The sequence below is a fragment of the Nocardiopsis sp. B62 genome (assembly GCF_018070675.1).
GTDB lineage: Bacteria > Actinomycetota > Actinomycetes > Streptosporangiales > Streptosporangiaceae > Nocardiopsis > Nocardiopsis prasina.
In genome coordinates this window covers 207,875-234,263 of the sequence record NZ_JAGPXK010000007.1, presented here as the reverse complement: position 1 = coordinate 234,263, position 26,389 = coordinate 207,875, and the positions used below count along the sequence as shown (strand labels likewise).

25 protein-coding genes are annotated in these 26,389 nt (G+C 70.5%); 11 read left to right on the top strand and 14 right to left on the bottom strand.

Annotation, left to right across the window (positions count from 1 at the left end; genetic code table 11):
• The 3 genes from KBX21_RS11030 to KBX21_RS11020 form a co-directional block, all read right to left on the bottom strand.
• The coding region (locus KBX21_RS11030) for a tetratricopeptide repeat protein (protein ID WP_210841830.1) at positions 1 to 942 on the bottom strand (942 nt) is incomplete at its 3' end.
• Between the two features lie 305 nt (positions 943 to 1,247).
• On the bottom strand, positions 1,248 to 2,978 hold the full coding sequence (locus tag KBX21_RS11025; protein WP_210841829.1) for a methylmalonyl-CoA mutase: 1,731 nt from the start codon (positions 2,976 to 2,978) through the stop codon (positions 1,248 to 1,250).
• A 77-nt stretch (positions 2,979 to 3,055) separates the two neighbouring features.
• The gene (locus tag KBX21_RS11020) at positions 3,056 to 3,577 is read right to left on the bottom strand and encodes a MarR family winged helix-turn-helix transcriptional regulator (RefSeq protein WP_017546104.1); all 522 of its coding nucleotides are present in this window, start codon (positions 3,575 to 3,577) and stop codon (positions 3,056 to 3,058) included.
• Between the two features lie 348 nt (positions 3,578 to 3,925).
• Here KBX21_RS11020 and KBX21_RS11015 point away from each other — a divergent pair, with 348 nt between their 5' ends.
• Positions 3,926 to 5,596 (top strand): glycosyl hydrolase family 18 protein, encoded by a 1,671-nt coding sequence (locus KBX21_RS11015; protein ID WP_210841828.1) that lies wholly within the window; start codon positions 3,926 to 3,928, stop codon positions 5,594 to 5,596.
• A gap of 185 nt (positions 5,597 to 5,781) precedes the next feature.
• Here KBX21_RS11015 and meaB read toward each other — a convergent pair whose 3' ends face one another.
• The gene (gene meaB / locus KBX21_RS11010; protein WP_049576542.1) at positions 5,782 to 6,741 is read right to left on the bottom strand and encodes a methylmalonyl Co-A mutase-associated GTPase MeaB; all 960 of its coding nucleotides are present in this window, start codon (positions 6,739 to 6,741) and stop codon (positions 5,782 to 5,784) included.
• Between the two features lie 106 nt (positions 6,742 to 6,847).
• Complete coding sequence (locus KBX21_RS11005; protein WP_210841827.1) at positions 6,848 to 8,035, bottom strand: acetyl-CoA C-acetyltransferase; 1,188 nt, start codon at positions 8,033 to 8,035, stop codon at positions 6,848 to 6,850.
• An 85-nt stretch (positions 8,036 to 8,120) separates the two neighbouring features.
• Here KBX21_RS11005 and mce point away from each other — a divergent pair, with 85 nt between their 5' ends.
• Together mce and KBX21_RS10995 are read left to right on the top strand one after the other, a co-directional pair.
• Positions 8,121 to 8,579 carry a methylmalonyl-CoA epimerase gene (gene mce, locus KBX21_RS11000; RefSeq protein WP_049576536.1) on the top strand — a complete coding sequence of 153 codons (459 nt, stop codon included), beginning with the start codon at positions 8,121 to 8,123 and terminating at the stop codon, positions 8,577 to 8,579.
• Positions 8,580 to 9,006: 427 nt separating this feature from the next.
• On the top strand, positions 9,007 to 10,302 hold the full coding sequence (locus KBX21_RS10995) for a DivIVA domain-containing protein (RefSeq protein ID WP_210841826.1): 1,296 nt from the start codon (positions 9,007 to 9,009) through the stop codon (positions 10,300 to 10,302).
• A 303-nt stretch (positions 10,303 to 10,605) separates the two neighbouring features.
• On the opposite strand, the gene KBX21_RS10990 is transcribed toward KBX21_RS10995, so the two are convergent.
• The 4 genes from KBX21_RS10990 to KBX21_RS10975 all read right to left on the bottom strand — a co-directional run bounded on the left by KBX21_RS10990 (position 10,606) and on the right by KBX21_RS10975 (position 14,548).
• Complete coding sequence (locus KBX21_RS10990; protein ID WP_049579840.1) at positions 10,606 to 11,337, bottom strand: alpha/beta hydrolase; 732 nt, start codon at positions 11,335 to 11,337, stop codon at positions 10,606 to 10,608.
• 16 nt (positions 11,338 to 11,353) lie between these two features.
• Complete coding sequence (locus KBX21_RS10985; protein WP_199776697.1) at positions 11,354 to 11,683, bottom strand: ATP/GTP-binding protein; 330 nt, start codon at positions 11,681 to 11,683, stop codon at positions 11,354 to 11,356.
• 337 nt (positions 11,684 to 12,020) lie between these two features.
• Positions 12,021 to 13,235, bottom strand: coding sequence for a 3-hydroxybutyryl-CoA dehydrogenase (locus KBX21_RS10980; protein ID WP_210841825.1), 1,215 nt, complete (start codon positions 13,233 to 13,235; stop codon positions 12,021 to 12,023).
• A gap of 56 nt (positions 13,236 to 13,291) precedes the next feature.
• Positions 13,292 to 14,548, bottom strand: coding sequence for an MFS transporter (locus tag KBX21_RS10975; RefSeq protein ID WP_210841824.1), 1,257 nt, complete (start codon positions 14,546 to 14,548; stop codon positions 13,292 to 13,294).
• A 106-nt stretch (positions 14,549 to 14,654) separates the two neighbouring features.
• Here KBX21_RS10975 and nucS point away from each other — a divergent pair, with 106 nt between their 5' ends.
• The 8 genes from nucS to KBX21_RS10935 all read left to right on the top strand — a co-directional run bounded on the left by nucS (position 14,655) and on the right by KBX21_RS10935 (position 22,518).
• Positions 14,655 to 15,332, top strand: a complete 678-nt coding sequence (nucS, locus tag KBX21_RS10970) for an endonuclease NucS (RefSeq protein ID WP_049575419.1) — start codon at positions 14,655 to 14,657, stop codon at positions 15,330 to 15,332.
• Positions 15,333 to 15,415: 83 nt separating this feature from the next.
• Positions 15,416 to 16,282, top strand: a complete 867-nt coding sequence (locus tag KBX21_RS10965; protein ID WP_049575422.1) for an ABC transporter ATP-binding protein — start codon at positions 15,416 to 15,418, stop codon at positions 16,280 to 16,282.
• Positions 16,279 to 17,133 (top strand): ABC transporter permease, encoded by an 855-nt coding sequence (locus KBX21_RS10960; protein WP_049575425.1) that lies wholly within the window; start codon positions 16,279 to 16,281, stop codon positions 17,131 to 17,133. The genes KBX21_RS10965 and KBX21_RS10960 overlap by 4 nt, the downstream gene beginning before the upstream one ends.
• The gene (locus tag KBX21_RS10955; protein ID WP_210841823.1) at positions 17,130 to 18,419 is read left to right on the top strand and encodes a sensor histidine kinase; all 1,290 of its coding nucleotides are present in this window, start codon (positions 17,130 to 17,132) and stop codon (positions 18,417 to 18,419) included. The genes KBX21_RS10960 and KBX21_RS10955 overlap by 4 nt, the downstream gene beginning before the upstream one ends.
• 26 nt (positions 18,420 to 18,445) lie before the next feature.
• Complete coding sequence (locus tag KBX21_RS10950; RefSeq protein ID WP_049575433.1) at positions 18,446 to 19,084, top strand: response regulator transcription factor; 639 nt, start codon at positions 18,446 to 18,448, stop codon at positions 19,082 to 19,084.
• A gap of 78 nt (positions 19,085 to 19,162) precedes the next feature.
• Entirely contained in the window at positions 19,163 to 19,843 is a 681-nt protein-coding gene (locus KBX21_RS10945) for a DUF1707 domain-containing protein (protein ID WP_210841822.1), read from the top strand.
• Positions 19,844 to 20,187: 344 nt separating this feature from the next.
• Complete coding sequence (locus tag KBX21_RS10940) at positions 20,188 to 21,615, top strand: M28 family peptidase (protein WP_247665576.1); 1,428 nt, start codon at positions 20,188 to 20,190, stop codon at positions 21,613 to 21,615.
• A 306-nt stretch (positions 21,616 to 21,921) separates the two neighbouring features.
• A complete protein-coding gene (locus KBX21_RS10935; protein ID WP_049575444.1) occupies positions 21,922 to 22,518 on the top strand; it encodes a cob(I)yrinic acid a,c-diamide adenosyltransferase in 597 nt (198 codons plus the stop codon).
• 99 nt (positions 22,519 to 22,617) lie between these two features.
• On the opposite strand, the gene KBX21_RS10930 is transcribed toward KBX21_RS10935, so the two are convergent.
• The 5 genes from KBX21_RS10930 to KBX21_RS10910 all read right to left on the bottom strand — a co-directional run bounded on the left by KBX21_RS10930 (position 22,618) and on the right by KBX21_RS10910 (position 26,387).
• Entirely contained in the window at positions 22,618 to 22,923 is a 306-nt protein-coding gene (locus KBX21_RS10930; RefSeq protein WP_049575447.1) for an MTH1187 family thiamine-binding protein, read from the bottom strand.
• Positions 22,924 to 22,985: 62 nt separating this feature from the next.
• Positions 22,986 to 23,441, bottom strand: a complete 456-nt coding sequence (locus KBX21_RS10925) for a DUF2550 domain-containing protein (RefSeq protein ID WP_234004035.1) — start codon at positions 23,439 to 23,441, stop codon at positions 22,986 to 22,988.
• Positions 23,442 to 23,496: 55 nt separating this feature from the next.
• Entirely contained in the window at positions 23,497 to 23,886 is a 390-nt protein-coding gene (locus tag KBX21_RS10920; protein ID WP_017546084.1) for a F0F1 ATP synthase subunit epsilon, read from the bottom strand.
• Between the two features lie 129 nt (positions 23,887 to 24,015).
• A complete protein-coding gene (gene atpD / locus KBX21_RS10915) occupies positions 24,016 to 25,461 on the bottom strand; it encodes a F0F1 ATP synthase subunit beta (RefSeq protein ID WP_017546083.1) in 1,446 nt (481 codons plus the stop codon).
• Between the two features lie 5 nt (positions 25,462 to 25,466).
• On the bottom strand, positions 25,467 to 26,387 hold the full coding sequence (locus KBX21_RS10910) for a F0F1 ATP synthase subunit gamma (RefSeq protein WP_049575452.1): 921 nt from the start codon (positions 26,385 to 26,387) through the stop codon (positions 25,467 to 25,469).
• Positions 26,388 to 26,389 lie beyond the last annotated feature (2 nt).

Sequence of the window (26,389 nt, the reverse complement as noted above, 5' to 3'; positions counted from 1 at the left end):
GAACAGCGCCGAGGTGAGCTTGCGGCGCGCCGCGCTCACCCGGGGGTCACCGGCGGGCAGCAGGTCGAACAGGGCGAGCAGGTGCCCGCGCACCCGGTCGCGTTCGCCGTCCGAGGTCAGCCGGACCGTCTCGACGAGCCGGTCGAAGGCCGCCTCGTAGTCGCCGCCGTACATGTCGATGTCGGCGACGGTGATCTGCGCCTCCACGTTCGCGGGGTCGTTCTCCGCCGCCTGGCGCACGGCGGGGCCGTCCACCTCCTGGAGACGGCCGACCAGGCGGACCTGGGCGAGGTTGGCCTTGAGTTCGGCGTTCCTCGGGTCGTCCTCCAGGGCCTTCTCGAAAACCGCGGCGGCGGCCTCGAAGTCACCGCGCTCCAGGGCCGTCTGGGCCTGCGTGGTGATCGGGTCCTCCTGGGGGGCGGGCTCGGCTTCCTCCGGCATGGCGGAGGGGTCGCCGTCCACCGTGCCGGGGTGGTCGGGGGGCAGCATGCCCTGCTGGGCGAGCGCGCCGAACACCTGGGTCAGGGCGTCGCGCAGCTGCTCCTCGTTGGCCGGTCCCTGCATCAGGGGCATGACCTGGCCCTGGACCGCGATGATGATCGTGGGGGTCCCGGACACCCGGAGCGCCTGCACCAGCTGCGGGCTGGCGTCGCTGTCGATCTTGGCCAGGAGCCAGTTGCCGCCGGAGCCCTGGGAGAGCCTGTCGAGGATCGCCTCGACCTGCCTGGACTGCTCGGACCAGCTCGCCAGCACCGCCATCACGACCGGGGCGGCCATGGACCGCTCCAGCACCTGCTGGAAGTTGGACTCGTCGGCGTTGACGGAGTAGGGGTTGGTTCGACCGGCCGACTCCTCGGCGCGCTGCTTGGCCTCACGCTCCAAGGCCGCCTTGCGCGCCCCGAGGTCAACCGCACTGTTCGGTGAAAAGTCCGAAGGCTGCATGTTCCCTATCCTGCCGCATCCCGGAGCGGTACGAGGACCGCCCCGGGAAGCCCTCGGCGAACGCACCCGCCACGATGGCCGCCTGCCTCGGCCACAGTCGAAGAGCCGACTGGCTCCCTCAGCCACAAGGGGCGTTCGGCCTGGGGAGTCCGCGTTTCGGCGAGCACTGTGCGGGACGCGTCAGGCCACCCGTGAGGAACGGGCCGGGTGTGCGCGAGGTTGCCGGGCCCGCCAGCCAACCCGGATCCCTCCGCGAAGGCGCCGAACGCGGGCCGAAGCGAAGCGGAGGTGCAGGAGAAGCACCGCTAGAACCGCGGGTCCTCCGTGTATCCGCCGAACTCCTCGCCCATCGTGGCGCAGATCTCGCCGAGGGTGGCCTCGGCCCGGGCGGCGTCCATGATGAGCGGGATGAGGTTGCCGTCGTCCGCGCGGACGCCCTCCAACAGGCGGGTCAGGGCGCGATCCACGGCGTCCTTGTCACGGGCGGCCCTTCGCTCGGTGAGGGCGCGCTTCTGCTCGTGCTCGACCTCGTGGCTGATCTTGAGGATGTCGAGTTCGCCGGAGACGGTCGCGGTGTGGCAGTTCACGCCGACGATGCGCTTGTCGCCCTTCTCCAGGGCCTGCTGGTACTGGAAGGCGGACTCGGCGATCTCGGAGCTGAAGTAGCCGTTCCCGATCCCGGCGAGGATTCCGGAGGTCATCGGACCGATCGCGTGTTCGACGTCCTCTCCCCCGCCCATGCGGAGGATCTGCTCGAAGATCCGCTCCGCCTCGGCCTCGATCTCGTCGGTGAGCGCCTCCACGTACCAGGAGCCGCCGAGGGGGTCGGCGACGTTGACCACCCCGGTCTCCTCCATGAGGACCTGCTGGGTGCGCAGGGCGATCTCGGCGGACTGCTCCGTGGGCAGGGCCAGCGTCTCGTCGAGGGCGTTGGTGTGCAGTGAGTTGGTGCCGCCGAGCACGGCGGAGAGCGCCTCGACGGCGGTGCGCACCACGTTGTTGTAGGGCTGCTGCGCGGTGAGCGAGACCCCGGCGGTCTGGGTGTGGAACCGCAGCCACTGGGCCTTCTCGGTCCTCGCGCCGTAGGTGTCGCGGATCCAGCGGGCCCAGATGCGGCGGGCGGCGCGGAACTTGGCGATCTCCTCGAAGAAGTCGATGTGGGCGTCGAAGAAGAAGGAGAGCCCCGGCGCGAAGCGGTCGATGTCCAGGCCCCGGGACAGGCCCAGCTCCACGTAGCCGAACCCGTCAGCCAGGGTGTAGGCCAGCTCCTGTGCGGCCGTGGCCCCCGCCTCGCGGATGTGGTAGCCGGAGACGGAGAGCGGCTTGAAGGCGGGAATGTGCTCCGCGCAGTACTCCATCAGGTCGCCGATGAGGCGCAGGTGGGGTTCGGGCGGGTACAGCCACTCCTTCTGGGCGATGTACTCCTTGAAGATGTCGGTCTGGAGCGTGCCGTTGAGGCCGCCGGTGTCGACGCCCTGGCGCTCGGCGGCGACCAGGTACATGCAGAAGGCCGGGATGGCCGGTCCGCTGATGGTCATCGACGTGGTGGTCTCCCCGAGGGGGATGCCGTCGAAGAGCAGGTCCATGTCGGCGACGGAGTCGATGGCCACGCCGCAGTGCCCGACCTCGCCGAGGGCCTGCGGGGAGTCCGAGTCGTGGCCCATCAGGGTGGGCATGTCGAAGGCGACCGAGAGCCCTCCGCCTCCCTGGGCGAGGATCATCTTGTAGCGCTCGTTGGTCTGCGTCGCGTTGCCGAACCCGGCGAACTGGCGGATGGTCCAGGCGCGGCCCCGGTAACCGGTGGGGTACAGGCCCCGGGTGTACGGGTACTCGCCGGGCCAGCCGACCCGCTCGAAGCCCGGGACCTCCGCGCCGGACCGGGGCCCGTAGACGGGATCGAGGGGCCGCCCGGAGAGCGTGGTGAAGTCGGCGTCGCGCTTGCGGGCGGAGTCGTAGCGGCGCTGCCAGCGGTCGCGCCCGGCCTCGATCTCCTGGGCCCCGCCGCCGTCGGTGGGCTCTCCTGTGGTGTTCGCCATACGGAGATAGTAGGACGTCCAACTAAATAAGTACAGACAGGGCGTTCCCGGCGCACGCGCGCGGGAGGACTGCCCGGTCAGCGTCGCTCCGCCGCCTCGGCCACGGGGGCGGGGAAGTCACCGAAGTCCACCCGGAGCCGGGTGAGCAGCTGGTGCACGCCCCAGAGTTCCTCGTCGGAGTAGCAGCCGACCCCGAAGTCCATACCGAGGAGTGCCTGGGTGGCCTCCTCCGTGACCTCGCGCCCTGCCTCGGTGATCTCCGCCAGCACGCCACGGCCGTCGCTCGGGTTGGGGCGTCGGAGCACCAGGCCCTGCCCCTCCAGCCGGTCGATGGTGTTGGTGACGCTGGTGGGGTGCACCATCAGGCGCTCACCGATCTTGCCCAACGGCAGCGAGCCGGAGGAGCTGAAGGTGAGCAGGACCAACGCCTCGTACCGGGCGAAGGTCAGGCCGAACGGCTTGAGAGTGCCGTCCAGCTCGCCGATGAGGAGCTGCTGCGCGCGCATGAGGGAGGTGACCGCCGCCATGGCGGGCGAGGCTCCCCATCTCTGACTCCAGTTGTCGTGAGCGCGCTCGATCGGGTCGAACGGAAGGTTCAAAGGGTTTCCCACGCCGTCACTCTAGGCCGTGTTGGGCGGGCGCTGGACGGCGCTCGGGGTCGGCTGCGGACGGGGAAGCACAGCGCTCCCTCACTGGCAAGGGGGGTTCCGTGGCCGGAAGGGGACACTTCCCGCCCGGGGCCACTGGTCCGGCCCGTCAACTCGACGGATCGCCTGGAGGAGGCCGGTCCGTCCCAGGGAATTCAGTGCGGGTCGGTGAAAACTTCCCTGCGGGGCGTTGACGGGGCCCGTAATTATTAGTTAAGTTTCCTAAAAATTTATCCCCCCACGTCAGGGCCGCAGGACGCCCCCAGGGCCTTGACCCCTCCCCCGAGGAGATCTCGCGACGTGAGCTCACGACGACTCAGAAACCACCTCTCGGTGGTGGCCGCCGCCGCGCTGGTGGCGCCACTCGCTCTCTTCGTCCCGCCCGTGGCCGCCGAGAGCGCCGAGCCCTCCGGCCTCACGGTCACCTACGTCGAGTCGGCCCGCTGGAACACCGGCTACACCGGCGAGATCACCGTCCACAACGCCTCCGGGGCGGACCTGACCGACTGGACCCTGGAGTTCGACCTCCCCGAGGGCAGCAGCGTCCACCAGCTGTGGAACGCCACCCTCGCGGGTACCGCCCAGGACGGCTACACCGTGACCCCGCCGAACTGGGGCGCCGCGATCCCCGCCGGCGGCACCTACCAGTTCGGCTTCAACGGCGTCCACACCGGCGGCAACAGCCACCTCCTCGACTGCACCGTCAACGGTGCCCCGTGCGCCGGGGAGCCCCATGAGGGACCCCTGCACGGCAGCCGCAGCATCGCCTACTTCACCCAGTGGGGCGTGGAGGAACGCGGCTACGGCGTCCGCGACCTCGTCGACTCGGGCAGCGCCGAGAAGCTCACGCACATCAACTACGCGTTCGGCAACGTGGGACCCGACGGCGAGTGCTTCATGACCAACGAGCCCGAGGAGGGCGACGCCCGAGCGGACTACGGCCGGGCCGTCCCCGCCTCGGAGAGCGTCGACGGCGCCGCCGACGGCCCCGGCCAGCCCCTGCGCGGCAACTTCAACCAGCTCCGCAAACTGAAGGAGCAGTACCCCAACCTGATCGTCAACATCTCGTTGGGCGGCTGGAACTGGTCCAAGCACTTCTCCGACGCCGCGCTCACCCCCGAGTCCCGTGAGCGGCTCGTCAGCTCCTGCGTCGACCTGTACCTGAAGGGGAACCTCCCGGTCATCGACGGGGCGGGCGGCGAGGGCGTCGGCTACGGCGTCTTCGACGGCATCGACCTCGACTGGGAGTGGCCGGCCTCCGACGGCAACCCGCACAACGTGGTCCGTCCCGAGGACCGGGAGAACTTCACCGCCCTGGTCCAGGAGTTCCGCGACCAGCTGGACGAGTTCGGCGCGCAGACCGACCGCCACTACGAGATCAGCGCGTTCATGCCCGCCGGTCCCTGGCGCATCGACACCGGGTTCGAGCTGGACGAGATCATGCCCAACATGGACTACATCACCGTCCAGGGCTACGACTACCACGGCACCTGGGAGTCGGTCACCAACCACCAGTCCAACCTGGTGCCCGACCCGCGCGACCCCGGTGACGTGATCTCCACCCAGACCACCATGCAGGCCTACCTCGACCGCGGCGTCGACCCCGACAAGCTGGTCCTGGGCGTGCCCTTCTACGGGCAGGGCTGGACCGGCGTGGAACCGGGCCCCGAGGGTGACGGGCTCTTCCAGCCCGCCGCGGGCCCCGCACCCGGCACCTACGCCGACGGCAGCGAGGAGTACCGCAACCTCAAGGAGCTTCCCGGCTACGACCTGTTCCGCTCCGACGACCTCGGAACGGCATGGCTCTACGACGGCGAGACCTTCTGGACCTTCGACGACGAGACCGCCATGACCCAGAAGACCGACTGGGTGACGGACAACGGCCTCGGCGGGGTCATGATCTGGTCCATCGACGGCGACGACACCGACGGCAGCCTGATGGCCGCCATCGACACGGCGCTCGGCGACTAGGACCGAGGACCCCCGCCTCCGGTCCAGGCCGGTGGCGGGAACCAGCGGCGTCGGTGCTCTGATCCGGGGAGCACCGCCGCCAGGCCGGGGCGGACCGACGTGCGACGGTCCGTCCCGGCCGCCTCATGTCCGGGGGTCGTTCCGGTACTTCGGGCGGGAACCCCGGCGACCCACCAGGGGCCGCGCTACTCCCCCGTGTCGGCGCCGAGCTCCTTCAGGAGCAGGTCGGCGGCGGCGTAGGGGTCGCGCTCACCGGCCGCGACCTCCCGGGCCAGTTCGTCCAGGCCGTGCTCGGAGCCGACACCACCCATCCGGGCGCGCAGCAGGTCCAGCACGATCGCCTCCACCTCGTCGCGGGCGCGCCGACGGCGCCGCGACACGAGTTCCCCGGACTTCTCCAGGTGCGCGTGGTGCTCCTCCACCCGCCCCCAGAGTTCGTCGATCCCCTCGTCCTTGGCAGCCACCGTCATGGCGATCGGCGGCTTCCACTCGTCGTCCGAGCGGTCCTTCATCGCGACCATCTGCCGCAGCTCGCGCAGGGTCACCCTGGCCCCGTCCCGGTCCGCCTTGTTCACCGCGAACACGTCGGCGACCTCCAGCACCCCGGCCTTGGCGGCCTGCACCCCGTCGCCCATGCCGGGGGCGCTCAGCACGACGGTCGTGTCCGCGAGACCGGCGATCTCCACCTCGGCCTGCCCCACGCCGACCGTCTCCACGAGGATCACGTCGAACCCGGCCGCGTCCAGCACACGCAGCGCGTGCGGGGTCGCCCAGGACAGTCCGCCCAGATGCCCGCGGTTGGCCATGGACCTGATGTACACGCCCGGATCGGTGGCGTGTTCCTGCATCCGCACCCGGTCACCGAGCAGGGCGCCGCCGGTGAAGGGCGAGGAGGGGTCCACCGCCAGGACCGCGACCGACAGGCCGCGGGCGCGCACCGCGCGCACCACGGCGTTGGTGGTGGTGGACTTGCCCACCCCAGGCGAGCCGGTGAAGCCGACCACGCGGGCCCGGCCTGTGTGGGGCGCCAGCCCGGCCATGATCTCGCGCAGTTCGGCGGCACCGTTCTCGACCAGGGTGATCGCGCGGGCCAGCGCCCGGCGGTCACCCCCGCGAACCCGTTCGACCAGCTGGGGGGCGTTCATGCGACTCCTCGACCTCGACCTGCGGACATGTGTCGGGGCGGTGGCCCGACGCCCCCGCCCCGTACGATCTCACTCCCGACCGGCCCGCGCACGGACCGGAGCGGTGCTACTCCCCGGGCACCGTGAACAGCAGGGCGTCGCCCTGGCCACCGCCGCCGCACAGCGCGGCCGCGCCGAGCCCGCCGCCGCGGCGACGCAGCTCGTGGATCAGGTGGAGGGCGATCCGCGCTCCGGAGGCGCCGATCGGGTGACCGATCGCGATGGCGCCGCCGTTGACGTTGACGATGTCCTCCGAGACACCGAGGTCCTTGGTGGACTGGATGCCGACCGCGGCGAAGGCCTCGTTGATCTCGATGAGGTCCAGGTCCCCGACCTCCTTGCCCGCCTTGGTGAGCGCGTGCCTGATGGCGTTGGAGGGCTGGGAGTGCAGGGAGTTGTCCGGGCCGGCGACGTTCCCGTGCGCGCCGATCTCGGCGAGGATCGGGGCGCCGAGCTCCTCGGCCCTGGCACGGCTCATCACGACCACGGCGGCGGCGCCGTCGGAGATCTGCGAGGAGGAACCCGCGGTGATGGTCCCGTCGCTGTCGAAGGCGGGACGCAGTCGGCCCAGGCTCTCGACGGTGGTGTCGGGCCGGACGCCCTCGTCGTGGGAGAACACGACCGGGTCGCCCTTGCGCTGCGGGATCTCGACGGGGACGATCTCCGCGTCGAACCGGCCCTGCTCGGCAGCGGCCGCGGCGCGCTGGTGGGAGCGGGCGGCGAAGGCGTCCTGCTCGGCGCGCTCGATGCCGAGCTTGCCGTTGTGACGCTCGGTGGAGGCGCCCATCGAGTCGCCCTCGAAGGCGTCGGTGAGGCCGTCGTGCGCGGTCGCGTCCAGGACCTCGACGGAGCCGTACTTGTAGCCCTTGCGGGACTTGGGCAGCAGGTGGGGGGCGTTGGTCATGGACTCCATGCCGCCCGCGACCACGATGTCGAACTCGCCCGCGCGGATGAGCTGGTCGGCCAGGGCGATGGCGTCCAGGCCGGAAAGGCAGACCTTGTTGATGGTCACGGACGGGACGTCCATGGGGATGCCCGCCTTCACGGCGGCCTGGCGGGAGGGGATCTGCCCGGCGCCCGCCTGGAGGACCTGTCCCAGGACCACGTATCCCACCTGGTCTCCGCTGATCCCGGCGCGCTCCAACGCCGCCTTGACAGCGAAGCCGCCCAGGTCGGCGGCGGAGAACCCGGCGAGGGAGCCGAGGAGACGGCCGGTCGGGGTCCGGGCCCCACCGACGATGACGGAACCGGGCATCTTAACTGGCCTCCAAGTGATGGGTGTCTCAGCTGGTCTGCAACGATACCCACACAGGTCCCAGCGACGTTCGGGAGGTTCGCCAGTGAGTGACGCACCCAGCCCCACCGGCCCATTCGCGGGTCTGACCCGGTTGGACCACGTGGGGATCGCCTGCCGCGACCTCGACGCGTCCGTCGAGTTCTACCGGACCACGTACGGGTTCGAGGTGGAGCACGAGGAGGTCAACGAGGAGCAGGGCGTCCGAGAGGCGATGCTCCGGATCAACGGCACGGACGACGGCGGCGCCACGTACCTGCAACTCCTGGAGCCCACACGGGAGGACTCCCCCGTGGCGAAGTTCCTGGCCCGCAACGGTGAGGGCGTGCACCACATCGCGTTCGGCACCGGCGACGTGGCCGCGAGCGCGGCCGGGGTGGCCGAACAGGGGGTACGGGTGCTCGACGCCGAGCCGCGCTCCGGTACCGCCGGTTCGCGGATCGTGTTCCTCCATCCGAAGGACTGCGGCGGTGTCCTCACCGAGTTGGTGCAGAGCGCCCACTAGCGCCATGCTGAGGGAAGTGGTCGGCCGATTCACATCACGGGAAAGTTCCGGACTCATCACAGCTTGAGTTCCCGTGGCTCGGTTGACCACGGACCCCACCGGAAGTTGCCCGAAACCCCCTTCCCAGGGGTGTCCTGCTTGATAAAGTCGGCTAGCTGCCGGATGTGTTCGCATCCGGCGTGGTCCATGTCTTGCAGTCCGGTCAGTGAGCCGGGACGGTCGCATCCGGGTGTCCACCACATCCATGCGACCGTCGGAGGCGGTCAGGGTCATCACGGGAGCTCGGAGCCCCGTCGCACCGGGCCGCCCGCGTCCCGGCTCGCGCCCTCCGGGCGAAAACCCGCCCCCCGGGGGCACAGCAGCCGCCCTCCTGCCGCCCCCGGCAGTTTGCAAGTAGCCGTCTCGCACCCGTTCAGGATTCCGCCACATGTCGTCAAACAACATTGACACCCAGCTCAACAACATCTTCGACGAAGACAACACCCCGCCAGAGTTCGACGTGGTGCTGCGTGGCTTTGACCGCACCCAGGTGCAGGACTACCTGGACGGGCTGCGCAACGAGGTCAAGCAGTCCAACAAGCAGCTCGACAAGGCCAAGTCCGAGCTGAACGCGAAGAACCGCCAGCTCCAGGAGCGGGAGCGCCCCTCCTACTCCGGCCTGGGCTCCCGTATCGAGGAGCTGCTGCGCCTCGCCGAGGAGCAGGCCAACGAGCTGGTGCAGAGCGCCCAGATCGACGCCAACGACATCCGCTCGGCCGCCCAGATCGAGGCCGCCGAGATGCGCGCGGCCGCCGAGTCGGAGGCCACCGAGGTCCGCACGCTGGCCCAGCGTGAGGCCGACGAGCAGCGCCAGGGCGCCGAGTCCGAGGCCGAGGAGATCAGCACCACCGCCCGCCGCGAGGCCGACGAGCTGGCCTCGACCACCGAGCGCGAAGTGCAGAAGAAGCGTTCGGCCGTCGACCACGAGATCGCCGAGAAGCGCGCCACCTTCGAGGGTGAGATCGCCAAGCTGCGCACCACCACCGAGCGTGAGTGCGCACAGGCCCGCGCCGCCGCCAAGCGTGAGCGCGACGAGACGATCCAGTCGGCCAAGAGCCAGGCCGAGGAGCTGCGCAAGAACGCCGAGCGGGCCTACGCCGAGTCCGAGGCGCGCCGCACCGAGACCGAGGACCAGTTCGAGCTCCAGCTGGCCGACCGCCGTGCCGAGGCCGAGCGTCAGGACGCCGAGCGTCTGGCCGCCGCCCAGGCCGCCACGCAGAAGATGGTCAACGAGGCCGAGGAGCGCGCCTCCAGCGCCGAGCAGCGCGCCACCAAGGCCAGCCAGCAGGCCGAGCAGACCCGCCGCGACGCCGAGAACCACGCCAAGCAGCTGGTCAGCAACGCCAAGAAGAACGCCGGTCAGATCGAGACCGAGGCCAAGTCCAAGGCCGAGCACCAGCTCGGCGACGCCAAGTCCGAGGCCAACCGGATCATGACGGCCGCCAAGAAGGAGGTCGACGAGCTCAACCGCCAGCGGGACAGCATCCAGTCGCACCTCCAGCAGCTGCGTCAGCTGCTCGGTGGTGGCGGTGGCGCCCCCGCCCCGGCTGCTCCGGCCGCTCCGGCCCCCGCCGCGATCCAGCAGGAGGCCGCCCCGGCCGCCCCCGCCCCCGCGGTGGAGGAGCCCAAGCAGCCCGCCCACTCCGGCAAGGGCTCCGACGACGAGGACTGGTGGCAGGAGTAACGACCGGCCTCGGCTGAGTCGTCCTGAGACGACGAAGGGCCCGTTCCCAGGGGTTCACCCCGGGACCGGGCCCTTCGCTCGTCCGGACCACACCACAGCCACGGGCGCAGATCCGCACGCCCACCTCAACCCCGGCGGCGAGCCCCGCTCACACACCGGTGCCTTCGTTCGGTTCCGGAGGGAGGCTCCGGGAGTGGCGGGGTGTGATGGCCCGCTCCTCGGGGACCCCCACGGACACCGAAGGATCCTCCGCGAAGGCGACGCACACGCACCGAAGCGCGGGCGCGAGGAGACACAGCGGAGCTAGCCCTGATCCTTCTCCCAGGGCCCGTCCCACTCGGTGGGTAGCGGGTACGCCTCGGGGTTGACGCGCCTGACGATCTCGTCGAGGACGCGGCGCACGTAGGGCTCGCCCACCCACAGGTGCTTGGCGCCGTCGACCCCGATGATCTCGGCCTGGGTGAGGGGCGCGAAGCGTTCCCGGGCCTCCTCGGGCCTGAGGTAGTCGTCGTGTTCGGGGACCAGCGCCACGACGGGCTTGCCGGATTCCGCCCACACCCGCATGTCGGACTCGTCGGCGCGGTGCAGCGGCGGTGACAGCAGCAGTGCGCCCCTGACCTGCGGGTCGCAGCCCCACTTGAGGGCCAGCTCGGTACCGAACGACCAGCCCAGCAACCAGGGGTCGGGCAGGTCCTCGAACTCGGTGAACTCGATGGCGGCCATGACGTCGTGCTGCTCGGTCTCGCCCTCACCGAACGCGCCCTCGCTGGTGCCGTGGCGTGAGGTGGTACCGCGCGTGTTGAAGCGCAGCACGGCGACGTTGGCCAGGGCGGGCAGACGGAAGGACGCCTTGCGCAGGACGTGGCTGTCCATCATGCCCTCGGCGGTGGGCAGGGGGTGCAGGCAGACCAGAGTGGCGACGGGCCTGCGGCCCTCGGGCAGGGCCAGTTCGCCGACCAGTTCCAGTCCGTCGGCGGTGTGCAGGGTGATGGGCCGTCGAACGGCGGGCAGCACCGTGGTGGCTCGGATCTCCATGGGTCCTCTCGTCAGGTCAGTATCTGGGGGCCCTGGGAGAGCGGTGGGAACGCCGGTCCCAGCAGGAGGAGTGCCAGTGCCTTCGGTCGCCACCGTCGCCGTAGGGGCGCCAGGCGACGACGTGGGGCATCCCCGTGGGGATCTCCTGAGCACAGCCGGGACAGCGGTAGACCTTGGTCGCGGCGGCGCCGCTGATCCGGCGCGTGACCCACTCGCCGTCGGGGCCGGTCTCGCGGCGCTGCCCTCCGGTGACGCGCAGCATGAGGGCGTCCTCGTCCGGGGGGCCTCCAGGAGGGTTCTTGCCCCGGGCGGTCTTACGGCGGGGGCTGTTACGGCGCGGGCTCACCCTCCAAGGGTAGGAGAGGACGAACAGTGGCCGCCGCCACACCGGGGGGTGTGGCGGCGGCTGGGGTGCCGGGCCGGGCGAAGCGGCGCCCGCCACCACCCTCAACGGACGCCTGCGGCGCGGTGTCCTCGCGTTACCACCAGGCGGGTCTCTCGATGCGCCGATGTCACTCGGACAGCCAACCCAGGCTGACCTCGCTCATCGCCTGGCGAGAGATTGCCGGGCCCCCGCTGTGCGAGGCTGCGGAGCTTGCGTAGCAGCGCACAGCAGGGGAGACGGCCGCTCGCATCGATGTCGGCTCCGCCGACACGAGCGAAAGCATCCAGAAAAACAGGCCCTAGCCGTGGCAGGCGCAGCCTCCGCCGTGGGAGGCGCTCTCCTCGGCGTCGGGCAGCAGGTCCATGAGGAGCGGAGCGGGCACCGCGATGGTGGTGAGCCCGTACTCCGACATGGCCACCAGCGTGGTGATCACGGACTCCGCGCCGCGCTCCTCCAGAAGCTCGGTCGGGCCCTTCGGGTAGCCGCAGCCGAACCGCATGGCGGTGTCGATGTCCTTGGCGGAGGCGTAGCCGTCGCCGACCATGCGCAGGGCGTCGTCGATCTGCGGCGCGATGAGCATCTCGCCCAGGTCGAGGGTCTCCTCCTCGCGCACCATCTCGGCGAGGCGCCCGGTGCGGCGGGGCTCGGGAGCCTCGTCACCGGTCCCGTAGAAGCCCTGGCCGGTCTTGCGGCCGAGGCGGCCCGCGGCGACCATGCGACGCATGAGCGGGGTGGCGGCGTACCTGGGGTCGCGGAACTCGTCCCAGAGGACGTCCATGACGGCCAGGCACACGTCCAGACCCACGAGGTCGGCGAGGGCGAGCGGGCCCATCGGCAGACCGACGGCCTTCTTGACGGCCTCGTCGATCTCCTCGCGGGTGGCGATCCGACGCTCGTAGAGGCGGATGGCGTCGTTGACGTAGGGCACCAGCAGGGCGTTGGCGACGAAACCGCCGCGGTCGCCCACCGCGATCGGGGTCTTGCCGACGCGCTTGGCGACCTCGGTGACGATGTCGACGGTCTCGGGGCTGGTGGAGATGGTGGTGATGACCTCCGTCAGCTTCATGACCGGGGCCGGGTTGAAGAAGTGCAGGCCGACGACCTTCTCGGGGCGGTCGGTCAGCGCCGCGATCTCTGTGACCGAAAGCGAGGAGGTGTTGGTCGCCAGGATCGTGCCGGGCGGGCAGATCCGGTCGAGGTCGCCGAACACGTCGCGCTTGACGTCCATGCGCTCGGGGACGGCCTCGACGACGAAGTCGGCGTCCGAGAGGTCCTCGCGGGACGTGCTGAACGTGAGACGGGCGTCGATCTCCGAGCGCTCCCCCTCGGTGATCTTGCCCTTGCTCACCGCGCGCGAGAGGGACTTGTCCACGTGGCCACGGCCGCGGTCGAGGGCGGCCTGGTCGATCTCGACCCCGACGACGTTGAACCCGGCCCTGGCGAACACCTCAGCGATGCCCGCACCCATCGTGCCCAGTCCTACGACGCCGACCTTGTCAAATTCCTGCACCATGGGCCCCACCCTAGACCTCCCCGGCGCCCCGCCGACGCACCGGGACCAGATCTTTACTACTGGTCGGTAGTGCGATGCGGCCGGATCGGCACCACCGCGACGGCCAACGCGGAGAACACCGCGCTCACCGCGAACACGGTGGGCAGTCCCGCGAGCGTGATCACGGCGGCCATCAACACGGGGGTGAGGGTGGTACTGACCGACTGGAGCCAGTTCTGCACCGCCAGCGCCCGCCCGGCCCAGGCGGTCCCGGCGATCTCCGCGACGGAGAGGAAGGTCAGGCCGTTGTGCCACATGGTCAGCACCAGGCAGACCAGGACCAGGGGGACGGCAGCCCCTCCCCACACGTTCGGCAGAACGGTGAGCAGGACCAGCGCCACCCCCGAGACCACGGCCAGCCACCGGACCGGGCGCATGCGGTTCCCGGTCCGGTCCGACCAGGCCCCGAGCAGCAGCCGTCCGACCGCCCCGGGGATCTGCGCCGCCGCGACCACGGCACCGGCGGCGGGCGGACCCCACCCCTGTTCCTGGACCAGGTAGATGACCGTGTAGACCATGAGCGTGACCTGCGGGACCCCGAGGAGCATGCTCGCGCCGTGCACCCGCCAGATGGCCCACCCTCGGTAGGGGGACGCCGCCGGTTCTGTCGGTTCGGCGGGTTCGGCTGATTCGGCCGGGGCGGCAGTTGCGACAGGGGCGGCAGGGGCGGCGGGGGTGGCAGGGGCGGGAGCGTCAGGGGTTTCCCGCCCCTCCGGGGGCGCCGAGGCCATCGCCAGCACGAGGGGGACCGCCACCAGCGCGAGCGCGGCCGGAAGCGTCATCGCACCGACGAACCCCCACGCGTCCGCCGCCCTGGGCAGTACCAGGGCGGCCAGGCCCACGCCCAGGGGCAGGGCTGACTGACGGATCCCCATCGCCAACCCGCGTTCGCGGCGTTCGAACCAGGTCATGACCAGACGCCCGCTGGCCGCGTTGACCGGGCCGCCGACCGCACCCGCCAGCAGCAGGACCACCGCCGCGCCCCACAGGTCCGTCACCGTCCAGAGCAGCCCGAGCACACCCGCCGTCAGAAGCAGGCTGAGCGCCATCGTCGCCCGCTCCCCTGCGCGGTCGATGACCACGCCCCAGGCCAGGAGGGTGAGCAGCAGGCCGAACGAAGGCAGCCCGGCGAGCATCCCCGCCTGGGCCGTGGAGACTCCGAACGCCTCGCGCAGCTGCGGGAGCACGACCGGCACCCCGAACATCACCGAGACGCTGGCCACCTGCGCCACCATGCTGACCGACAGGATGACCCAACGATTGCGCACGAGCATCCCGCCACCCTAGGCAGTACCGGCCCCGGCCCCCATCCCCGCCCCGGCGTGGTCCCTCCCCGGAAGCGGGTTCGCGGGCGCGGCGGAGACGGTAACGTGACGTCCCGTGCGTCTCGTCATCGCGCGGTGCAGCGTCGACTACGTCGGCCGACTCACCGCCCACCTGCCCATGGCTCCCCGCCTGATCCTGATCAAGGCCGACGGGAGCGTGTCCATCCACGCCGACGACCGGGCGTTCAAACCCCTGAACTGGATGAACCCGCCGTGCAAACTCCGCGAGGAGACGGTCGAGGACGGTCCCGACGTGTGGACGGTCACGCACAGCAAGTCCGGTGAGAAGCTCGTGCTGACCATCGAGGAGGTCACGCACGACTCCGCGCACGAGCTCGGCAAGGACCCCGGCCTCCAGAAGGACGGCGTCGAGGCCCACCTCCAGGAACTGCTCGCCGAGCACATCACCACGCTGGGCGACGGCTACACGCTCATCCGCCGCGAGTACCCCACGGCCATCGGTCCCGTGGACATCCTCTGTCGCGACGGCGGGAGCAACACCGTGGCGGTGGAGCTCAAGCGCCGCGGGGACATCGACGGCGTGGAGCAGCTCACCCGCTACCTCGAACTCCTCAACCGCGACCCCTCCCTGGCCCCGGTGGCCGGTGTGTTCGCGGCCCAGGAGATCAAGCCCCAGGCCAAGGTCCTGGCCGAGGACCGGGGCATCACCTGTGTGGTCCTCGACTACGACGAGCTGCGCGGCATCGAGCCCGACACCCTGCGCCTGTTCTGACCCCCGCTGTCCTCCGTTCGGAGGACAGCGGTCGGTCCCCCCGGGGGACACCCTCCGCGCCGCGTCCACGGGACGCTGGGGGTATGAGCGCAACAGTCATCGAGGTCGAGGGCCTCACCAAACGCTACGGCGACACCCACGCGGTCGCGGGGATCGATCTGAGCGTCCCCCGGGGCGAGGTCTTCTCCTTCCTCGGGCCCAACGGCGCGGGCAAGTCCACGGCCGTGGAGATCCTGGAGGGCTTCCGCACCCGCAGCGGCGGCGACGTCCGTGTGCTGGGTGAGGACCCCGGGAGGGCGGGCCGGGCCTGGCGCTCCCGGATCGGAATCGTGTGGCAGAAGGAGACCATGGTCCCCAAGCTGCGGGTGCGCGACGTCCTCCGGCACTTCGCTGGCTACTACCCCCGGGCGCTGAGCGCCGACGAGGTCCTGGAGATGGTCGGCCTCACGGAGAAGGCCACGGCACTTCCCGACTCGCTCTCCGGCGGCCAGCGGCGACGCCTCGACGTCGCCCTGGGCATCATCGGCCGCCCCGAACTCCTCTTCCTCGACGAGCCCACCACCGGCTTCGATCCCCGGGCGCGCCGCGAGTTCTGGGAACTCATCCAGGGCCTGGCCCGGCAGGGCACCACCATCGTGCTCACCACGCACTACCTGGAGGAGGCCGAGTTCCTGGCCGACCGGGTGTGCGTGATCGCGGGCGGACGCATCCGTGCCGTGGACGCCCCAGGGCAGCTGGGGGGCCGCGCCTCCGCCCAGGCCACCGTCTCCTGGACGGAGGACGGGCGCCGACACGAGACGCGCACCGACACCCCCACCCGGCTGGTGTCCGAGCTGAGCGCGCGCATCCCCGGGGAGATCCCGGAGCTGAGCGTGCACCGCCCCACGCTGGAGGACATCTACCTCGACATGATCCAGGACGACCAGGCCAACGAGGAAGGCGCGGCATGAGCACCGACACCGTGACGGAGACCGCCGCGACCCCCGCCCCCGACGCTCCGGGCCGTCCGCCCGGTGCCGTGCGCGTAGGCCTGTCCCGGGGGTGGATGGAGATCCGCACCTTCTCCCGCGAGTGGGAGAGCCTGATCTTCACGTTCTCGCTGCCCGCCCTGATCCTGGTCATGTTCGCGGCGATCTTCGACGGCATGTTCGACATGGAGATGGCGGCGGTCGACTACTACCTGCCCGGGCTCATCGCGATGGGCCTGATGTCGGTGAGCTTCCAGACCCTCGGCATCGCGATCGCCGTCGAACGCGACCAGGGGGCACTGCGCCGACTGCGCGGAACCCCCATGCCGCCCAGCGCCTACTTCGTCGGCAAGACGCTCCTCGTGCTCTTCCTCGCCGTGGGCCAGATGGCGCTCCTGCTCGCCGTCGCGGCCCTGTTCTTCGGCGGGACCATGCCGTCCACCCTGGCCGCCTGGTCCACCATCGCGTGGGTGTTCGTCCTCGGGACGGTCGGCTGTTCCCTCCTGGGGATCGCCATGAGCTCGCTGGCCCGCACCGCCCAGACGGCCTCCGCCGTGGTGGTCATCCCCTTCCTCCTGCTCCAGTTCACCTCCGGGATCTTCGTCCCGGTGCACCTCATGCCGGACTGGATCCTGACCGGCGCCGCCCTCTTCCCCCTGCTGTGGATGGCACAGGGCATGCGGGCCGCGTTCTTCCCGGACGAGATGGCCGTCATGGAGATGTCCGGCGCCTGGGACCTGCACATGGTCGCCCTGGTCCTGGGGGGCTGGTGTGTGGTGGGCTTGGTCCTGACCCTTCTGACCTTCCGATGGAAGACACGCAAGGACGGATGACGATGACGACGGACCGGGCCCCGGGGCCGGACACGACGGCGCCCTCGGGGTCCGACCCCGCCCGGTCGGACCCGACCGGACCGGACCCGTCCTCCGGCCGGGACGAGCGGCACGCGTGGAACATGGGCGTCTGGTGGCACGTGGCCTTCACCCTCGCGATGGCGGCGGTGATCGTGCTGGCCCTGGTCACCGGCCCCCCGGAGTGGCGCTGGCTGACAGCGGCGCTGATGGTCGTGGTGGTGTTGGTCTACCTGGTCTTCGCCCGGCCGCTGATCAGCCCGGAGAAGGACTTCCCGAGTGCGGGCCGGGCCCTGGGACTGATGGGGCTGTTCCTCCTGCCCAGCGTGCCCGCCGTGATCATCAACCCGACCCTGGTGTTCGCGCTGATCGCGATCGCCCCGGTCTGCTTCATGACGGTGGGGAGCGTTCTCGCCGTCGCGACGGTGGGCGTGATCCTGCTCTTCCCGACGCTGTTGGACGGCCTGCTCGGCTGGGAGGACTGGTCCTCGGTCGGTGTCAGCCTGCTCATCAACGGCGCGATCCTGGGCTACGCCCTGTGGTTCGGGACCTGGATCGAACGGATCGTGGTGCAGAGCGCGGAACGGTACGAGCTGATCGAGGCGCTGCGGCACAGCCGCGAGGAGGTGTCCCGGCTGTCCGAGGAGGCCGGTGCCCTGGCCGAGCGGGAGCACCTGGCCCGCGAGATGCACGACACCCTGGCCCAGGGGTTCACCAGCATCATCACCCTGACCCAGGCGGTGGAGTCGGAGCTGGACAGCGACCCCGTGACCGCCCGCCGCCACCTGGCGCTGATGCGCGAGACGGCGGCGGAGAACCTCGCCGAGACCCGGGCCATGGTGGCCGCCCGCCAGTCGCTCCGGCTGGACGACGAGGGCCTGGACGCGTCGGTCCGGCGCATCTGCGAACGCCTCGGACGGGAACTCGGCATCTCCGTGAACGCCGAGGTCACCGGGGCACCGGAGGAACTCGCCAACGACCTCCAGATCTGTCTGCTGCGCACCGCACAGGAGGCCCTGGCCAACGTCCGCAAGCACGCCGGAGCCCGCACCACCACGGTCACCCTCGCCTACACGGACGTCGGCGTGCGGCTGACCGTCGAGGACGACGGGCTCGGCTTCGACACCTCACTGCCCGCCCACGGCAACGGACTGGCCAACATGCGCCACCGGGCGGAGTCGGTGGGCGGGGTGCTTGAGCTGGAGAGCTCCCCCGGAGGGGGCACCACCGTCCGCCTGGCCATCCCCCACGACGACGCGGACGAATGATCCGTCCCGGAGAGGAAAGCCGTCCCATGATCCGTGTCCTGCTGGTGGACGACCACCCCGTGGTCCGCGAGGGCATCCGTGGCATGCTCAGCGCCGAGCCCGACCTGGACATCGTCGGCGACGCCGGCTCGGGCCCGGAGGCGGTGGCCCGGGTGGCGACCCTGCTCCCCGACGTGGTCCTGATGGACCTGCGCATGCCCGGCGGCGACGGAGCGGAGGCCACCGAACGCATCCGCGCCGAGTACCCGGGCGTCCACGTGCTGGTGCTCACCACCTACGACACCGACACCGACATCCTGCGCGCGGTCGAGGCGGGCGCCACCGGCTACCTGCTCAAGGACACCCCGAGGGCCGAGCTGGCCGACGCGGTGCGCTCGGCGGCCCGCGGCGAGACGGTGCTCAGCGGTCGGCTGGCTGGGAAACTGCTGACCGGTGTGCGTCAGCGGAACACGGAGCCGGAGGGGCCCGCGCTCTCCCCCCGGGAGGTCGAGGTGCTGCGGCTGGCGGCGGACGGGCTCACCAACGCGGCGATCGGCCGTGCCCTGCACATCAGCGCCACGACGGTCAAGACCCACCTCATGCGGGTCTACGAGAAGCTGGGTGTGGGCGACCGGACCGCCGCGGTGTCCCAGGCGATGCGCCGGGGCCTTCTTCCCGAGAAGTAGGCCAGCGGGGCCCGTCTCAGGGTCATCTCCGGGGCCGTCCCCGATTCCGCGGACCGCCGCGGAGGGCAGAATCGGCATATGATGGAACAGATGAGCCACATCACCCCCCACGAGGACGGCAATGGCCGGATGCGCGCGTCCGACGCCGACCGGGACGCGGTCGCGCACCTGCTCCGGGAGGCCCTCGCCGAGGGACGCCTGGACCCGGACGAACACAGCGACCGGTTGGACTCCGTGTACCGCGCCAAGACCGTCGGCGAACTGGTCCCCCTCACCGAGGACCTGCCCGGTTCAGAGGCTGCGGCCGCCCGTCTTCCGGCGCCGGCCGACTTCCGCTCGCCGCGCCCCGTGTACGGCGCGAGCCGGATCGGCGACCAGCCCGCCACCAGTCACGCGGCGATCGCCCTCCTGGGCGGGGCGGACCGCTCCGGCAACTGGGTGCTCCCCCGCCGGTTCTTCGCCGTGGCCACCATGGGCGGGGTCGAACTCGACCTGCGCGAGGCCCGGTTCACCCAGCGCGAGACCACCATCTGGATCGGCGCGGTCATGGGCGGCATCGGCGTCATCGTCCCCGACGACATCCAGGTGCGCCTGCACGGGCTCCCGATCATGGGTGGCTTCGGGATCGAGGGCGACACCCCCAGCGTGGTCGATCCGGGCGCCCCGATCGTGCACATCCGGGGCGTCGCCCTGATGGGCGGCGTCGGGGTCAGCTACCGTGCGCGCAAGCACCAGGAGGGCGAGGAGACCGAGGGCTGACCGGGCGGGCGATGGGCCCGTCCCGCGCCTCGTAACGCCGCTCACCTCGACGATCCGGGCCCTTCGGGCCGTCCATCAAACCACAGTGCGCACCTTCCCGTAAGGTCTGTGGCTGATTGTGGCAATGTCACGCGCCATGTCTTGCCGCGGCCGGAACCTCCTGCGAGGCTTCTCCGGTACCTCGCCCACCCCAGGTGTCCATCCCCCACACCACGGCACGATGGGCCCCCGTGAACCGGAGGAAGTCCGTGCAACCGACCACCCATGGGAGCCCGCGCGACACAGCGGCCGTGTCTCCCTCCCCCAGGCGGCGCACCGCCGCCACCGCCGGTCTCGCCGCCCTCATGATGACCGCGGGCACCCTGGCGGGCGCACCAGCCCACGCGGACCAGGCAGCGCTCTCCGACCTCGTCTCGACCGAGGCCATCGAGGCCCACATGGCCAACCTCGACACCATCGCGCGCTACAACGGGGGCAACCGCGCCAGCGGCACCCCCGGGTACGACGTGGCCGCACTGTACGTCGAGGACCAGCTCAAGCGGGCGGGGTACGAGCCCTACCGCCACGAGTACGACTACGAGGCCTGGCGTGAGAACACGCCCGCCGTACTCGCGCAGACCGCGCCGAAGCAGCACCCGTACGAGCTCGACCAGGACTTCGTCACCATGAGCTACTCGGGCTCCGGCGACGTGTCCGCCCCTGCGGTCGCGGTCGCCCCCGACAGCGCGGCGAGCGGCTGCTCGCCGGACGACTTCGCGGACTTCCCCGAGGGCGCCGTCGCCATCACGGTGCGCGGCAGCTGCCCGTTCGAGGACAAGGTCACCAACTCCGCCGACGCGGGCGCGTCGGCGGCCCTGGTCGTCAACAACGAGGACGAGGTCTTCCTCGGCACCGTGGGCGAGCCGTCCGCCATCCCGGCCGTCGGCGTCTCCGGCCTGGTCGGCGCCGACCTGCTGTCGATCCCGGACCTGGAGCTCCAGGTCACGGTGGACGCGCAGGTCAGCCAGGAGAGCTCCTACAGCGTGCTCGCGCAGACTCCCGGCGGACGTGACGACAACGTGGTGATGGTGGGTGCCCACCTCGACGGGGTCGAGGAGGGTCCGGCCATCAACGACAACGGCAGCGGCACCGCCTTCCTGCTGGAAACCGCGATCCGCCTGGCCGAACAGCCCGACCCGAACAACCAGGTGCGCTTCGCCTTCTGGGGCACCGAGGAGTCCGGCCTGGTCGGCTCCAGCGAGTACGTCGCCGGTCTGGACGAGCGGGAGCTCGACGACCTCGCGCTCTACCTGAACTTCGACATGATCGGTTCGCACAACTACGGCCGGTTCGTGCTCGACGGCCGGATGGAGCTGCCGGAGTCCGGCGGGGCCCCCTCCGGCTCCGGTGCGATCGCGAAGGTCTTCGAGGACTACTTCGAGGCTCAGGACCAGGTCAGCGAGCCCGGTGTGCTCAGCGGCCGCAGCGACTACTTCGCCTTCATGCAGGCCGGCGTGCCCTCCGGTGGCCTGTTCAGCGGCGCGGACGGCGTGAAGTCGCAGGAGCAGGCGCAGTGGTACGGCGGCACGGCGGGCGAGGCGTTCGACCCGTACTACCACACGGCCGACGACACCCTGGAGAACGTCAACTGGGACTCGGTGGCCGAGCTGTCGGCGGCGGGCGCGCACGGCGTGGAGTTCTTCGCCGAGAGCACCCTCCCGGTCAACGGCGTGCTGTCGATGTCCGCCGTGACGGTGGACCTGCCCCGCAAGGGTGACGCCTGGCTCCGTTAGACGCGTGATCCACCGCTGATCCGGAGAAGCTGGAGGGCGGGTGGCGTGAACCCCCCGGTCCCACGCCACCCGCCCCTCGCGATGTCTCCCCCTCGTACGGTCCTCCGGGCGACCCCCCTCAGTCCCGCCCGGGTGTCCGCGCGTGAACACCGCCGGCAACTACGTTGTGTAGCTCCCTCGTGCCTCAAGGTATCAGTGAGCCACATCACCTTCACCCCCCGATACTGAACAGTTATCCTCCGTGACTCGCCCGTGCTCGGGCCCCTCCACGGGCCCGGTGCCACGCCCTCGCCTAGGCTGAGGGCCATGAGCACAAGGGACACGGACAAACCGGTCGTACTGTCGAAGATCTACACGCGTACCGGGGACGCCGGCACGACGGCGCTCGGCGACATGAGCAGGACCTCCAAGAACGACACCCGCCTGGTCGGGTACGCGGACGCCGAGGAGGCCAACGCCGCGATCGGCGTGGCTCTGTCCCTGGGAGACCTCCCCGAGGACGTGCGCGTCCTCCTGCTGCGGGTGCAGAACGAACTCTTCGACCTGGGCGCGGACCTGTCCACCCCGATCGTGCCCGACCCCGAGTACCCGCCGCTGCGCGTCCTGCCGGAGTACGTCACCCGGCTGGAGGAGGCCTGCGACACCTACAACGCGGACCTGCCGACCCTGCGCAGCTTCATCCTGCCCGGCGGCTCCCCCACCGTCGCCCTGGTGCACACGGCCCGCATCGTGGTCCGCCGCGCCGAACGCTCCGTGTGGGCGGCCATCGAGGAGCACGGGGACGGCGTCAACCCGCTCACGGCGCAGTACCTCAACCGACTCTCGGATCTGCTGTTCATCCTCGGCCGCCACGTCGCAGGAGACGGCGACGAGGTCCTGTGGAAGCCCGGCGGCGATCGTTAGGGAGCCCAGAGCGCGAAGGCCCGCTTCGCGACGACGGGAGACCCCGCGGTGAGCTGATCCCGGCCTTTCCGGCGCCCGACGGGGGCGCCGGAAACGACGTCAGTGGAGGTCGCCGAGTTCGCGCTCGACGGCCTCCACCTTGCTGTGCAGGCCGTCGGTCACGCCGTCACGGACGTCCGCCTTCAGGGTCAGGCTCACCCGCCCGGCACCCTCACCGGCGGCCTCCACGGCACGCTTGACGACGTCCATGACCTCGTCCCACTCGCCCTCGACGGTGGTGAACATGGCGGAGGTCTCGTTGGGCAGACCGCTCTCACGCACGACCCTGACGGCACGGGCCACGGCCGGGGCGACGGACTCGCCGCTACCGAGCGGGGACACTGAGAAAGCCACGATGGTACTCATGGGCCCATGCAAACACACGGGCACCGCCCCTGTGAACCTCAGGGGCGCCTACCGCGCGGCGGTCAGGCCTGCCACTGGGTCCCCGGGGGCATCGACTCGATCCAGGACAGGAACCCGGTGAGCGCGCTCTCGCCCATCGCGACCTCCAGGGTCGCCTCACCGGGGTCACTGCCGTCCGCACCCGCCCAGCCGATCTCCAGGACCGTGACGTCGGCGGGCAGGGGGGCGTCCTCGGATCCGGGGGCACGACGCCCCACAACGACGAGACCGCGGCGCGACAGTCGCACTGTCGGCCGCGGTCTGAGGGAGAGGACGGGGAACCACCCGAGGTCACCCGAGCCGTAACGGCCGAAGCCGATCCGCCAGGAACCCCGACGCCCCTTCTCCCCACGTGCACGCAGGTAACACTCGACGGCCCCGCCGCTGCGCAGCAGCACGAACCGTCGCATCCAGCCGGTGCCGAGCACCAGCACGACGAGCAGGACGACGGCGAGGACCACCCACAACAAGGACTCCAACCACGGCGTTCCCTGAAGCGGTGCCACACCCACGTCTCGTCGCCTCCCGGCTTCGCTAGGCGACTTCCTCGCCAGCAGCACGCAGGCGGCTGCGGGCACGGGCGGCGGCCGGGTTGTCCCCCGACTCGCCCGCGTCCTTCAGCGCCTGGCGCGCACGGTCCACATCGATGTCCTCGGCGAGCTCGGCGGTCTCGGCGAGGATCGAGATACGGCCCTCACCCGAAACCGAGACGAACCCACCGTGGGCGGCGGCCCGGATCTCGCCGGTCTCACGCGCGCCCAGAACGCGAACGACCGCGTCCTCGGCCAGAAGCGACAGCACCGGGACGTGCCCGGGCTGGACGCCGATCTCGCCCTCGACGGTCTTCGCGATGACCATGTCGCCCTCGCCCGCCCAGACCTCGCGGTCCGGAGAGACGATCTCGACGAAAAGCTTCTTCGACACTGCCACAAACTCCTCGGCTAGCGGGTGGGTTCGGCGGGGCCGAGTACGAATGGATACTCGGCCCCGCCTCGGGTCTAGCCCCGCCCGTCGCCCTCCGCTCTCGGAGCGGGGGGACACTGACGCGCAGTACTAGCCTTCCTGCAGCTTCTTGGCCTTCTCCACGACCATGTCGATGTTGCCGACATCGAGGAAGGCCTGCTCGGGAAGGTGGTCGTACTCGCCGTCACACAGACCCTTGAAGGACGCGATGGTCTCCTCAAGCGGAACGAACACACCCGGGGTGCCGGTGAACTTCTCGGCCACGAACATGTTCTGCGAGAGGAAGCGCTCCAGGCGACGAGCCCGGTTGACGATGATCTTGTCCTCTTCGGACAGCTCGTCCATACCGAGGATGGCGATCTGGTCCTGGAGGTCGTTGTTGCGCTGGAGGATCTCCTTGACGCGCTGGGCCACCTGGTAGTGCTCCTCGCCCACGTACTGCGGGTCCAGGATGCGGGAGGTGGAGGCCAGCGGGTCGACCGCCGGGTAGATACCCTTCTGCGAGATCGGGCGGGAGAGCTCGGTCGTCGCGTCCAGGTGGGCGAAGGTGGTCGCCGGCGCCGGGTCGGTGTAGTCGTCCGCGGGCACGTAGATCGCCTGCATCGAGGTGATCGAGTGACCACGCGTCGAGGTGATCCGCTCCTGGAGCTGACCCATCTCGTCAGCCAGGTTGGGCTGGTAACCCACGGCCGAGGGCATACGGCCCAGCAGCGTGGAGACCTCCATACCCGCCTGGGTGAAACGGAAGATGTTGTCGATGAAGAGCAGAACGTCCTGGCCCTGGACGTCACGGAAGTACTCCGCCATCGTCAGAGCCGAGAGCGCCACGCGCAGACGGGTGCCGGGCGGCTCGTCCATCTGGCCGAAGACGAGGGCGGTGTCCGGAAGGACGCCCATCTCGTCCATCTCCAGGAAGAGGTCCGTACCCTCACGGGTGCGCTCACCGACACCGGCGAACACGGACACACCACCGAAGTTACGGGCGATTCGGGTGATCATCTCCTGGATGAGCACCGTCTTGCCCACACCCGCGCCACCGAAGAGACCGATCTTCCCACCGCGCACGTACGGGGTGAGGAGGTCGATCACCTTGATGCCCGTGACCATCATCTCGGTCTTGGACTCGAGCTGGTCGAAGGCCGGAGCCTTGCGGTGGATCGGCCAGCGCTCGGTCACTCCGAGCTCGGCCGTGGGCACGTCCATGGACTCGCCCAGGGTGTTGAACACGTGGCCCTTGACGACGTCGCCGACGGGCACGCTGATGGGCGCGCCGGTGTCGCGGACCTCGGCGCCACGGACCATGCCGTCCTGCGGGGCCAGGGAGATGGCGCGGACCAGGTTGTCACCCAGGTGCTGGGCGACCTCCAGGGTCACGACCTTCTCCGTGCCACCGATGCTCACGTCGGTGTGCAGGGCGTTGTAGATGCCGGGCAGGGAGCCGACGGGGAACTCCACGTCGACGACCGGGCCGGTGACCCGGGCGATGCGGCCGGTGGCGGTGCCAGCGCCGGCCGTACCTTCAACTGTCGCAGTCACTTCTGTTACTCACTTCCCGCGCTGGACCCAGAGAGCGCATCGGCACCGCCGACAATCTCACTGATCTCATTGGTGATCTCGGCCTGACGAGCCTGGTTGGCCAGGCTGGTCAGGTTCTTGACGAGTTCTTCCGCGTTGTCGGTCGCGGCCTTCATGGCCGCCCGACGGGACGCCTGCTGGGAGGCGGCCGACTCCAGGAGGGACGCGTAGATCCGGTTGACCACGTACTGCGGGAGCAGCTGGTCCAGGACCTCCTCCGCAGAGGGCTCGAACTCGTAGAGCGGCAGGGCCTCGCCACCGACGCTCTGCTCGAGCTCCTCTGCGTCGACCTCTTCCACCTCCAGCGGGAGGGCGCGGACCGCCCCCGCCCGCTGGGTCAGCATCGACACGAACTCCGTGGAGATGACGTGGATCTCGTCGACACCGCCCTCGGCGGTGTCCTGGGAGAACCGCTCCATGAGAGCGGTGCCGATCTCCTGGGCGTGCGCGTAGGTCGGACGCTCGGTGATGCCTTCCCAGGACTCCTCGACCGGGCGGTCGCGGAACTTGTAGAAGGCCGCACCCTTGCGACCCACCATGTAGGTGAGGACCTCCTTGCCCTGCTCCCGCAGGAGCTGGGTGAGGGCCTCGGCCTCCTTGATGACGTTGGTCGAGAAGGCGCCGGCCAGACCCTTGTCACTGGTGACGACCAGGACGGCCGCGCGGGTGGGGTTCTCGGCCTCGGTCAGCAGCGGGTGATCGGTCACCCGGCTGGCCAGGGCAGACACCGCCCGCGTGATCTCCCGTGCGTAGGGTCCGGCAGCCTCGGCCGCGCGCTGCGCCTTGGTGATGCGCGTGGCGGCGATCAGCTCCATCGCACGGGTGATCTTCGACGTCGCCTTCGTCGCTCGGATCCTCCGGCGATAGACGCGAAGCTGTGCACCCATGG

What these genes read in the sequence shown, in the direction of transcription:
- KBX21_RS10950 (WP_049575433.1), top strand. Translation starts at nt 18,446, where the DNA reads ATGATCCGTGTCCTGCTGGTGGACGACCACCCCGTGGTCCGCGAGGGC.
- KBX21_RS10930 (WP_049575447.1), bottom strand. Translation starts at nt 22,923, where the DNA reads ATGAGTACCATCGTGGCTTTCTCAGTGTCCCCGCTCGGTAGCGGCGAG.
- KBX21_RS10955 (WP_210841823.1), top strand. Translation starts at nt 17,130, where the DNA reads ATGACGATGACGACGGACCGGGCCCCGGGGCCGGACACGACGGCGCCC.
- KBX21_RS10995 (WP_210841826.1), top strand. Translation starts at nt 9,007, where the DNA reads ATGTCGTCAAACAACATTGACACCCAGCTCAACAACATCTTCGACGAA.
- KBX21_RS10940 (WP_247665576.1), top strand. Translation starts at nt 20,188, where the DNA reads ATGATGACCGCGGGCACCCTGGCGGGCGCACCAGCCCACGCGGACCAG.
- KBX21_RS10945 (WP_210841822.1), top strand. Translation starts at nt 19,163, where the DNA reads ATGATGGAACAGATGAGCCACATCACCCCCCACGAGGACGGCAATGGC.
- KBX21_RS10965 (WP_049575422.1), top strand. Translation starts at nt 15,416, where the DNA reads ATGAGCGCAACAGTCATCGAGGTCGAGGGCCTCACCAAACGCTACGGC.
- KBX21_RS10935 (WP_049575444.1), top strand. Translation starts at nt 21,922, where the DNA reads ATGAGCACAAGGGACACGGACAAACCGGTCGTACTGTCGAAGATCTAC.
- KBX21_RS11025 (WP_210841829.1), bottom strand. Translation starts at nt 2,978, where the DNA reads ATGGCGAACACCACAGGAGAGCCCACCGACGGCGGCGGGGCCCAGGAG.
- meaB (WP_049576542.1), bottom strand. Translation starts at nt 6,741, where the DNA reads ATGAACGCCCCCCAGCTGGTCGAACGGGTTCGCGGGGGTGACCGCCGG.
- KBX21_RS10960 (WP_049575425.1), top strand. Translation starts at nt 16,279, where the DNA reads ATGAGCACCGACACCGTGACGGAGACCGCCGCGACCCCCGCCCCCGAC.
- KBX21_RS10980 (WP_210841825.1), bottom strand. Translation starts at nt 13,235, where the DNA reads ATGGTGCAGGAATTTGACAAGGTCGGCGTCGTAGGACTGGGCACGATG.
- KBX21_RS10910 (WP_049575452.1), bottom strand. Translation starts at nt 26,387, where the DNA reads ATGGGTGCACAGCTTCGCGTCTATCGCCGGAGGATCCGAGCGACGAAG.
- KBX21_RS10975 (WP_210841824.1), bottom strand. Translation starts at nt 14,548, where the DNA reads ATGCTCGTGCGCAATCGTTGGGTCATCCTGTCGGTCAGCATGGTGGCG.
- KBX21_RS11005 (WP_210841827.1), bottom strand. Translation starts at nt 8,035, where the DNA reads ATGCCCGGTTCCGTCATCGTCGGTGGGGCCCGGACCCCGACCGGCCGT.
- KBX21_RS10990 (WP_049579840.1), bottom strand. Translation starts at nt 11,337, where the DNA reads ATGGAGATCCGAGCCACCACGGTGCTGCCCGCCGTTCGACGGCCCATC.